The organism is Pelagibacterium montanilacus, from assembly GCF_003992665.1.
Lineage (GTDB): Bacteria > Pseudomonadota > Alphaproteobacteria > Rhizobiales > Devosiaceae > Pelagibacterium > Pelagibacterium montanilacus.
This window is the reverse complement of sequence record NZ_RZMX01000006.1, coordinates 133,173-142,106: the sequence shown is the minus strand read 5'-3', so window position 1 is coordinate 142,106 and position 8,934 is coordinate 133,173. Positions and strand designations below refer to the sequence as shown.

Sequence of the window (8,934 nt, the reverse complement as noted above, 5' to 3'; positions counted from 1 at the left end):
AGAGGCCGTTTCGAAAGGGGTTGAGCGGTCGAGGTTGGCATGATTCCAAGCGGTTTGCTGACCTGCATGGAGAATGTCATGTGGACCCCGACCACCCGTGAACAGCATAACCGTCGTGCCACGCGATACCAGACCGATCTGACGGACGTGGAGTGGCGCCTGATCCAGCCGCACCTGCCTGCGGCCTGTAGAACGGGGCGGCCCCGGGCCTGGCCGATGCGCGAGATCATCAACGCAATTTTCTACGTCCTGCGCGGCGGCATCACTTGGCGTCTCCTACCCTCGGACTTTCCGCCTTGGCCGACCGTCTATCGGTGGTTCGCCGCATTGCGCGACGGCTCGGTCTTTGAGAAGATCAACCATGCCCTGGTCATGATGGACCGTGAGCGCGCCGGCCGCGAGGCCAGTCCGTCCGCAGCCATAATCGACAGCCAATCCGTCAAAACCACCGAAGCCGGCGGCCCGCGTGGCTACGATGCAGGAAAGAAGATCAAAGGGCGCAAGCGCCATGCACTGGTCGATACCGATGGGCGGCCGCTACTGGTCGAGCCGCATCCGGCCGACATCCAGGACAGAGACAGCGGCGGACCACTGCTACAGATCTCGCGCCCTCTGCTCCCCTTCATCAAACATGTATGGGCCGATGGCGGCTACAATCATGAGCGCGTGACCACCGCCACCAACATCATCGTCGAAATCGTCAAGAAGCCCCCGGATCAGGTCGGCTTTGCCGTCTTGCCACGCAGATGGGTGGTCGAGCGCTTCTTTGCGTGGATCTGCCGCAACCGGCGCCTGGCAAAGGACTTCGAGGCCACCATCAATTCAGCAGCCACCTTCCTTTACGCCGCCTCGGTCATGCTCCTCGTGAGGCGACTGGCCCGCCAGTCATGAGTTTCGAAACCGACTCTTAGGCACCTCAGAACAGCGAATGATGAACATTGCGTCTGGGGTTGGCAGGGTTCGTCGTCGCTTCCCCTCCCCAGCTTGCTGTCATGAACTTGCGCGGCTCCCCGGGCGAACTGCATGACGCATAGTGTTGCCAGTTCGGTCGGTGAACGTGCTCTTCACCTTGCCGGGGACGGTGCACTCGATTGTTACCGGATCGGTGCTGATGGCAAAAATGCAGTTCGGCACGGTGATCGAAGCCGCGCCGAACTCGTTCTTGTGCCGGACGATCTAGTCGATAACGGTCAGGACACAGAAATCAACGTCAACTCTGACTATTATCAACAATAATGTCATCGCAGCCGTTGCTGCCAAAGAGGCAAATTACCTTGTCCTCAAACTCCGGATAATTCCGGTCCAGCTTGCTGTCGATGAACTGGCGCGGCTCGCCCTGCGACGTGCACGAGACGTAGCTGTTGCCGTTGCGATCGGTGAAAACGCTCGTCACCTTGCCAGGCACCGTGCATTCCATCGTCACGGGATCGATGCCGATAGGATTGTAGCCCATGGGCACGGTGATCTCGACCGCGAATGCGGATGTCCCCAAGCCCAGCGCGGCCAGCGCTGCAACCACATATTTCATTGTGTTCCTCCAGAACGGGGCGTGATAGCCCGTGTTCGAGGCGCAGATCCATACCGCCCCCCCGCACGCTGACCGTCACGCTGTTCCTCGCAACAATCTGCGAGCTTCAATTATTAACGAACTATTAATGCACGTTGTTCTGTGACGCCAGAGAAAAATGCCTCGATCAGCAACAGTGCTTCCCATCGGGAGCTTTCCGACTTGGATCGCCTCAAGTTGTCGTGCACCGATTTCTCGTCCCTTGTGGCGAACCCGCCCGGCTCAGCACTTCGCCGAAAATGCTTGCCCGCGCCACCGTACTGGTCTATCGAACAGACAAGCCTCTGGTCTTCGCCGACCATGGGTGTGGCCCGACCGGAGTTTCCACCCCTGGTCGGGTCATTTTGTTTCTCCACGAGGCGCGAGAGACCATGGCCCGTCCGCCCCACAGACCGACCAGCGCACGGGACAAGGCAGAAGCCGCCTTCAAGTCCGCGACCACCAGGCCGGCCGAACCTCTGCCCCGGACCACCACCATCCCTACCGGCAAGGAGCTTGTCTCGCTCCGGATCGACCGCGACGTTCTGGCCCATTTTCAGGATGATGGCCCCGGTTGGCAGGAGCGGATCAACGCAGCACTTCGCGAGGCGGCCGGGCTGGACTGATCTGGCGCGTGCAGCGACACCGCATCAGCCGCTGTGACGGCGAATAGCCGAACCCGTTTTCGGTGCCCCGGAGCGTCCTCCGGAGCAATGTCAGCTTCACCGGGGCTCCGAAACCCAACAAGAACCGCCCCAGAGGCCTCGTGGCCACGCCCTTGATTATGTTGCTTTATCCCGCATACCCCATGCCAAGCTCCCCTCGAAATCGATGCAGTTAGAGCGTTTCCAGGACATGTGGAAACACTTTTCCGGGTCGGCGGCGCGCTGCAGCAGGAGAAAGCGTGGCGCGTCGATCACGACCGACGACGTACGCATATTCTGCAAAGCTGCTAAACGTGGGGGAGAACGGTGGCGTGCAAGGATTTGAACCTTGGATCCGCTGATCAAGAGGCTGATGGTCGATCCCGGTGCGACCCGGACTCGCTGGCGTCTCAGCCTTCCCGGTTTACATTCTCGTATCTGACGAACCCAGAAAATCCGATGCGCTCCGGCAGGCTGTGTAAAAGGATTCTGCCTTCCGGTATCCCAGCCGCCCCGCCCGTCTCTGCTGTCCGAATACGTCGCGCCGATCCGTTCAGGCCGGCTGTGTGCATCTTGCGTGAGCCCGAGGCGACATTCATACCCACTTCAGCGATGACGAGCAGTGCCGCCTTAGCCAACGGTTGATCCTGCTGAGTACTGCGGTACACTCACGATCGTTCGGAATGACGTATCGAGTGCCGACAATGTCACTGCGCGCCTTAGTCCTGTCGCTGACCACCCTCATCCTGCTTATTGCCTTCGCCGGCGTCGGCGCCTACTTCCTGCAGGGCATCTCGCAATATACCCAGTCGACATCGGTCCGCGCTGTCGAAGCGCGTGGACAAGCCGTGGCGCAGTACTTCGCCGGGACCTTGCACTCCGAGTGGCAGCGCGTTCAGGAATTCGCCGAGGCCGTCGATCTCGAACAGGACCCCGAAGTGTTGCAGGCAGCAGTCGATGGATTCGGCCGGACCGGCGGACATCTGTCGTGGGCGGGCCTGGTGGGTGCAGACGGCGCGGTGATCGCTGCGACCGATGCCTTGCTCGTGGACGCCAATGTTTCGCAGCGCCCATGGTTCCAGCGCGGGCTCGAAGGCCCATTTGCAGGAGACGTCCACGAAGCTGTGCTGCTGGCCGACCTTCTCCAGCCTGGTGGCGGAGACACTTTGCGCTTCATCGATTTTTCGGCCCCCATCCGGCGTGCGGATGGAAGCGTTGCCGGTGTCTTCGGCGTTCATATCGACTGGAACTGGGTGCAACAGGTCTTGACCACAGGATCCGAAACGCTCGGCCTTGAAACCGTTCTGACCAACACCCAAAGTGAGATTCTTCTGAGTACGCTTGAGGGCGCGGAGGTAGTCGATCTGGCAGACGTGCCGGCCGTCCGCTCAGCTGCGCTCGGCAGGTCGGGAACGTTTGTCGGCCCATGGCCGGGCGGTCAGGAGTACTTCAGTTTCGTCATTCCAGAGGTCACCTTCGACGATCTCCCGCGTTTCGGCTGGGCGATTGTCGCGCGGCTCGATTCCAGCTTTATCGTCGATGCTCAAAACGAGTTCCAGCGCACGATGTTGATCGGAGGCGGGCTTGCGCTGATTGGGGCTTTGCTGGCGCTAACCCTGCTGAGTTCGCTTCTGTTCAGGCCGTTGGCTCGGCTGGTCGACGCAGTGAGCCGGTTCTCTAAGGGAGAGGATGTAGGGTATGTTGATGAACAGCGCCCCTACCGCGAGGCAGCGCAGCTCTCGAATGCTATTGCACGCCTGCAATCTGGACCCAAGCAGCCCTGATGCACCTCACGCGTTGCGCACTCCTCCCGAAACCACACGCCGGGCGATACCGGCCAACAATGCTGCCGTTGCGACGAGACCAGTGCCCGGCTCACCTTCACGGGTGTGGATCTTTTCCAGCAAGTCCTGTCTCTGAGTTTCGTTGAGCGTGATCGCGACCTCTGTCGATCCGCCAATACTCCGCAATACTTGGCCCTCCACCTCTCCCACTTGGTCGATATGCGCGCGCACAATGCTGCCGGCAGGCAACTCGATGCCCCTTAAGCGCATCGCTTCTTCGTTTATATCCGCCAGCCAGACTTCGCGCATGGCATCGCCGATCTCCAGCCGGACCCGTTCGGGCACCCTGCGCAGCACCGAAGCGGTGCGCGGCTGCTCGACGCAGACCAGCATCACCAGCAGCAGCACCGCGAGATTGTAGATGCTCCAGAACAGGATGATGACCTTGCCGTCACCGGCCTGCCCGTTGAACGTATAGTCGGACAGAAGGCCGATCAGGAGACCGCCAAACGTCAGCAGAAAAAGGACAGCAAAGCGCCGCAGGATTGGCCATTGCACGATCACCCGGGTTCGGTCCCCGCCCTTCATGGTAACCTTGAACTTCTGACCGTGTGGACGCAACAGACCGGTATAGACCCCGCGTGTGATCTCGACCGAGCCGACGAGCTGGCCGACATCATGGACCACAGGCACAAACAGGCCGCGCGAGACGAAGTTCATGAACACCATCGTCATGAGGTAGTACGGCGCGAAGTGCGAGATGATTTCATCAAGCTGAGCGTCCACCACGATCACGCCGAAGTACCAGAAAAGCAGCGGATAGATGATGCAGGCCAGCTTGAAGGGAAAAATGGAGGCCCAATAAAAGAACGAGTCGAGCAGGCTCCACCTATCAACGAGCCGCAGGCTGTTATCCCTCAGTGGGCCACTGACGCTGCGAACGATCTGCATCAATCCCATGCCCCAGCGGGCGCGCTGGGTGATATATTCCTTCAGCCCCTCGGGTGCGAGTCCCTCGCTCAGCGCCTCGTTGAGATAGGCCGTCGCGAACCCCTTTTCCTGCAGCCGCACGCTCAGCAAATAGTCCTCGGTCACGCTATCGGTCGGAAAGCCGCCAAGCTGTTCCAGCGCCTGCCAGCGCACAATCGACGAGGTGCCGCAGCACACTGCAATGCCCCAGGCGTCGCGCGCCGGCTGAAGGTGATCAAAAAAGAAGCGCTGCTCGTCGGGATAAGAACGTGAGATGCCGAGATTGTGCTGGATCGGGTCGGGATTGAAAAAATGCTGTGGCGTCTGGACCAGACCGATCGCGGGATCCTCAAAAAGGCTCAAGGAGCGCGAAATGAATCCCAGGTGTGGCACGAAATCGGCGTCGAGCACCGCTACGAAGTCCGGAACCTCGGCGCCGGCGCGCAGTTCGGCCAGCGCATGGTTGATGTTGCCCGCCTTGCCATGGGCATTGTCCGGTCGCGTCAGATGGGTCACGCCCATGCGCCTGCAGGCATCGGCGAGCCAGCTGCGGCGGCCGTCATCCAGCACGTATATGCGCTTGTTCTGCCAGCGCAGGGCCAGCGCCCCGGCAATCGTGCGCTCTAGGACCGGCCACTCCTCGTTGTAGGTCGCGATGAGGATTGCCACGCGGGGTTGAGTCTGCCCCCACCAGCCATGGCGGAGATCGGCGTCCTGGGACCGCGAGCGATGACGCGACAGCAAGGCGAATGCGGAAAGGCTCGACACCATTGCCACCGCCTCGAAGGCAAAGAAGCTCCAGCTTGCGAGTGCATCCCAGTTCATGCCGGGTGGCGCCAGCGTGTCGGTCAAGCGCCAGAACAAGTAACGCAGGCTGAGCAGACCTGCCGCGAGCGCCAGGAGACTGCGGTGCAGGGCGTTCTCTCGCTCCAGCTCAGGCACGATGCCGTAGGCGATCCCCACGACCAGCAGGGCCGGCGCCCAGACAATGACCTCCTGCGGAAAGATGTACATGGTCAGGACCCTGCGCGATCCCATAGCCCGGTCAGGAAGGACAGCGGACCTTCGGTGAACACCACCCGCCCGCTTCGTCCGAGTTGGCAGGAGTCCGGGCCTGCCAGTGCGGGAGCTGAAAGCAGCACAAGATACCCATCGGTAAGGCTTTGCGGCGGCGCGATCGCCAACGTGTCGTAAAGCTGGCGCGGACCGGTGCCACCGAGCAGAGACACGGTCGCCTCGATCACCGGCCCATCATGGAACCGGAATTGGGCGACGTCCCCGATCGACAGCCTGTTGTAGAGGCGTTCGTCGACGCCGGCATGGACGAAGGCCGTCGCGCAGTCAGCGATGATGCTGACGGTGTTGCCCTCGACCACGAACTCGCCATCGTTCACCGGGGTTGACCAAACGATGCCCGAGGCCGGCGATTGCAGAGCGCCGGACAGGCGCCGCGACTGCTCCACGCTCGCCTGCTCGCTCAAGGACTCAAGCGCCGCAAGTCGCGCCTCAGCCCGCAGGGTTTCCAGGGTCAGGTCTATCTCGGTCTCCTCCGATCCTCCCTCCGCCCGCTCTGCAAGCGCGTCTCGATCGGCGCGCGCAAGCGCGAGCGCCTCATTGAGACTGTCGACCCGTGCCACTGTCGCTGCCCGCGCCGTTACGTTGCCGAGCGTTTCCCCTGACTGGACCCGGGTTCCAGGCCGGAGGGCATCAAGCGCAACGTACCCGGACAGCGGAGCACGCGATTCCGCCAGTTCCGCATTGACGTAAGCCGTGCCGCTGGTGCCGACGAGTTGTTCGCCAACGATGACGTAGAGCGCGAAAGCAACCGCGATCAGAGCGACGATACGAACGACATACTTCATGGCCGGCTGCTCTCCTGCTGCGTTTGCGGCAATCAACTCATCGTAGATGCTGACGGTAGGATAGGAAGGCTGCTGGAGACAAGGTCTCGCCTTGTCACCCTGTTCCCAACAGAAAGAGTTAAGCAGCAGTTAAGGCGATCTGTATATTCACGTCGCTGCCGCCGCCCATTAGAATCGCGAACCGGTCAGGCGCATTATGCCCAGCCGACTGTCATCACCGGAGAGTTCACCATGACTTACCTGCTTTTCGCGCTTGGCCTGATGCTTCTCGTTGCCGGTGGCGAGGGCTTTGTCCGCGGCGCGGTTGCCATAGCGACGCGACTGGGGCTTTCCCCGCTCCTGATCGGGCTCACACTGGTGGGCTTCGGAACCTCGCTCCCCGAACTCGTGACCTCGGTTCAGGCGGCTTTCGATGGTGCCCCAGGCATTGCCGTCGGCAATGTCGTCGGCTCGAACATCGCCAATATCCTTCTCATCCTCGGGGTGACCGCTTTGATTTGCCCTGTCGTGGTCGACCCTTCGGTGCTGCGGAGAGACGGCACGGTGCTTGTGATGTCTGCCTTGGCCGGCCTGGCAATCGTGCTCATGGGTTCTCTGGGCCGCTTTTCGGGCATCCTTCTGATCCTCGCCCTGCTCGCTTACGTCGCCTACTGCTACAGAACCGACCGGCCCGCCGCCGCACTTGCTTCATCGAACGGTGTCGAAGGCAACCGTCCGGCAGGACAGCCTTTGCCCCTGTCCATCGTCCTGATCATCGGAGGGCTCGCTCTGACGATCCTGGGCGCGCGGCTCGTCGTCTCGAGCGCCATCGAAATCGCGAGCGCCTTCGGCGTGTCCGAAACCATCATCGGGCTTACCGTGGTGGCAGTCGGCACCTCGCTCCCCGAGCTGATCACGTCGGTGATCGCCGCGATCCGCCGTCACACCGATCTTGCACTGGGCAACATCATTGGCTCGAACATCTTCAACGTGCTCTTCATTCTCGGCGTGACCGCCCTGGCGCGACCCATTCCCGTTCCTCCCGAGATCGCCCGCCTGGACATCTGGGTGATGCTCGCGGCAACCGCGCTCCTTATGGCATTCGGGTATTCAGGCCGACGACTGGTGCGCTGGGAAGGCGCTGCATTCCTGCTCGCCTACTGTGCCTATGTCGCTTGGCTCGCATCGGGCTTCTGATCGGCGGGATCGGTTCGCGATCACTTTGGACTGGCAGTCGTGCCTGAGTCATGGGCAGTACCGATGGTACCGGCAGGCCGGAGGTCATGTATGTCGTCCGGCAGGGTATGTTCCGGCTTCGCCCGAGCGGGGACTGCGCTGTCAGGACATCGCCCCGATCACATGGGTCCGCTACCGCGACGATAGGGTACTGGGCAAATCGCTTGTGTTCACCCCGGAAAAGAATGGGGAACTGGTGAGGAGATAGCGATCGGCGTGTGCGACGAGCTGCGCGCGGTCCTCGAGCCCATGAGCGAGGGAACGCTGCCGTCCACGCCATTCTGCCGTAACAGCCTGGGGATGACGTGTCCCGGAGACAGTGCACTGAGGGAGGTGTGGCACGACATGATGCAGTCCGATGCCTTCATCCAGGCGCTGCCCGATGCGAAAGATATGACCTTGCACGGGCTGCGCAAGCGAGTTGCGCGAAGTCGGGTTCAGCGACTGAGAGCACGCGACGCGAAAATGCGGCGAACCAGCGTCCGGGTGCACCGGCTCATGGGCGGGGCGTGAACGCTGCGAGAACAGATTTTGCACACACGCAACGGACTGTGTGCAATTGCTGCCTTGACACTGTTCCGGAAACGCTGGAAAAACCGGGCCAGAGGCCTCGTGGCGGAGTGGTGACGCAGCGGATTGCAAATCCGTCCACACCGGTTCGATTCCGGTCGAGGCCTCCATTCCTCCAGGTCGGATACGGAAAGTCAGCGCTTTTTCGGGAAGGCGTTACACGCACGCATGCGGAACGCTCGAATTGCGTCCCACATTCCGAACCTCGTTCATTCCCGCCGTCGATGTCTCCTATAGGCGCATGATTGCCCGATGAGAACGCGCGCTATGGCCAGCCAGTATGGGTCGCGGCCATTGTGGTGTTGCATGGAAGCTACAGACGTCTTCGGTAAATTTCGCGATTG

The 8,934-nt window shown here is 61.4% G+C and carries 9 protein-coding genes and 1 tRNA gene; 7 read left to right on the top strand and 3 right to left on the bottom strand.

Annotated features, from left to right (window positions below):
- The first annotated feature begins 78 nt into the window (after nt 1–78).
- On the top strand, nt 79–891 hold the full coding sequence (locus tag EO136_RS01925) for an IS5 family transposase (protein WP_127142346.1): 813 nt from the start codon (nt 79–81) through the stop codon (nt 889–891).
- Between the two features lie 145 nt (nt 892–1,036).
- Nucleotides 1,037–1,180: a hypothetical protein gene (locus EO136_RS18510; RefSeq protein ID WP_164730396.1), complete on the top strand. Its 144-nt coding sequence runs from the start codon at nt 1,037–1,039 to the stop codon at nt 1,178–1,180.
- A gap of 30 nt (nt 1,181–1,210) precedes the next feature.
- Here the strand turns inward: EO136_RS18510 and EO136_RS01920 are convergent, their stop codons facing one another.
- The gene (locus EO136_RS01920) at nt 1,211–1,528 is read right to left on the bottom strand and encodes a hypothetical protein (protein ID WP_127142776.1); all 318 of its coding nucleotides are present in this window, start codon (nt 1,526–1,528) and stop codon (nt 1,211–1,213) included.
- Between the two features lie 410 nt (nt 1,529–1,938).
- Between EO136_RS01920 and EO136_RS01915 the strand changes: the two genes are divergently transcribed.
- Together EO136_RS01915 and EO136_RS01910 are read left to right on the top strand one after the other, a co-directional pair.
- Entirely contained in the window at nt 1,939–2,172 is a 234-nt protein-coding gene (locus EO136_RS01915; protein WP_127142788.1) for a BrnA antitoxin family protein, read from the top strand.
- 722 nt (nt 2,173–2,894) lie between these two features.
- Nucleotides 2,895–3,974 carry a cache domain-containing protein gene (locus EO136_RS01910; RefSeq protein ID WP_127142775.1) on the top strand — a complete coding sequence of 360 codons (1,080 nt, stop codon included), beginning with the start codon at nt 2,895–2,897 and terminating at the stop codon, nt 3,972–3,974.
- A gap of 6 nt (nt 3,975–3,980) precedes the next feature.
- On the opposite strand, the gene EO136_RS01905 is transcribed toward EO136_RS01910, so the two are convergent.
- Both EO136_RS01905 and EO136_RS01900 read right to left on the bottom strand, forming a co-directional pair.
- Nucleotides 3,981–5,957 carry a glycosyltransferase family 2 protein gene (locus tag EO136_RS01905; RefSeq protein ID WP_127142774.1) on the bottom strand — a complete coding sequence of 659 codons (1,977 nt, stop codon included), beginning with the start codon at nt 5,955–5,957 and terminating at the stop codon, nt 3,981–3,983.
- A 2-nt stretch (nt 5,958–5,959) separates the two neighbouring features.
- The gene (locus EO136_RS01900; protein ID WP_127142773.1) at nt 5,960–6,805 is read right to left on the bottom strand and encodes an HlyD family secretion protein; all 846 of its coding nucleotides are present in this window, start codon (nt 6,803–6,805) and stop codon (nt 5,960–5,962) included.
- 231 nt (nt 6,806–7,036) lie between these two features.
- On the opposite strand from EO136_RS01900, the gene EO136_RS01895 reads away from it, so the two are divergent.
- The 3 genes from EO136_RS01895 to EO136_RS01890 all read left to right on the top strand — a co-directional run bounded on the left by EO136_RS01895 (nt 7,037) and on the right by EO136_RS01890 (nt 8,700).
- On the top strand, nt 7,037–7,981 hold the full coding sequence (locus EO136_RS01895) for a calcium/sodium antiporter (protein ID WP_127142772.1): 945 nt from the start codon (nt 7,037–7,039) through the stop codon (nt 7,979–7,981).
- A 384-nt stretch (nt 7,982–8,365) separates the two neighbouring features.
- A complete protein-coding gene (locus EO136_RS18505) occupies nt 8,366–8,533 on the top strand; it encodes a hypothetical protein (protein ID WP_164730395.1) in 168 nt (55 codons plus the stop codon).
- Nucleotides 8,534–8,626: 93 nt separating this feature from the next.
- Nucleotides 8,627–8,700: transfer RNA gene (locus EO136_RS01890), tRNA-Cys, on the top strand.
- Nucleotides 8,701–8,934: the final 234 nt, after the last annotated feature.

Bases quoted from the DNA above. Each gene is read 5' to 3' on its own strand.
- EO136_RS01925 (WP_127142346.1), top strand. From the start codon at position 79: ATGTGGACCCCGACCACCCGTGAACAGCATAACCGTCGTGCCACGCGA.
- EO136_RS01920 (WP_127142776.1), bottom strand. From the start codon at position 1,528: ATGAAATATGTGGTTGCAGCGCTGGCCGCGCTGGGCTTGGGGACATCC.
- EO136_RS01915 (WP_127142788.1), top strand. From the start codon at position 1,939: ATGGCCCGTCCGCCCCACAGACCGACCAGCGCACGGGACAAGGCAGAA.
- EO136_RS01910 (WP_127142775.1), top strand. From the start codon at position 2,895: ATGTCACTGCGCGCCTTAGTCCTGTCGCTGACCACCCTCATCCTGCTT.
- EO136_RS01905 (WP_127142774.1), bottom strand. From the start codon at position 5,957: ATGTACATCTTTCCGCAGGAGGTCATTGTCTGGGCGCCGGCCCTGCTG.
- EO136_RS01900 (WP_127142773.1), bottom strand. From the start codon at position 6,805: ATGAAGTATGTCGTTCGTATCGTCGCTCTGATCGCGGTTGCTTTCGCG.
- EO136_RS01895 (WP_127142772.1), top strand. From the start codon at position 7,037: ATGACTTACCTGCTTTTCGCGCTTGGCCTGATGCTTCTCGTTGCCGGT.
- EO136_RS18505 (WP_164730395.1), top strand. From the start codon at position 8,366: ATGATGCAGTCCGATGCCTTCATCCAGGCGCTGCCCGATGCGAAAGAT.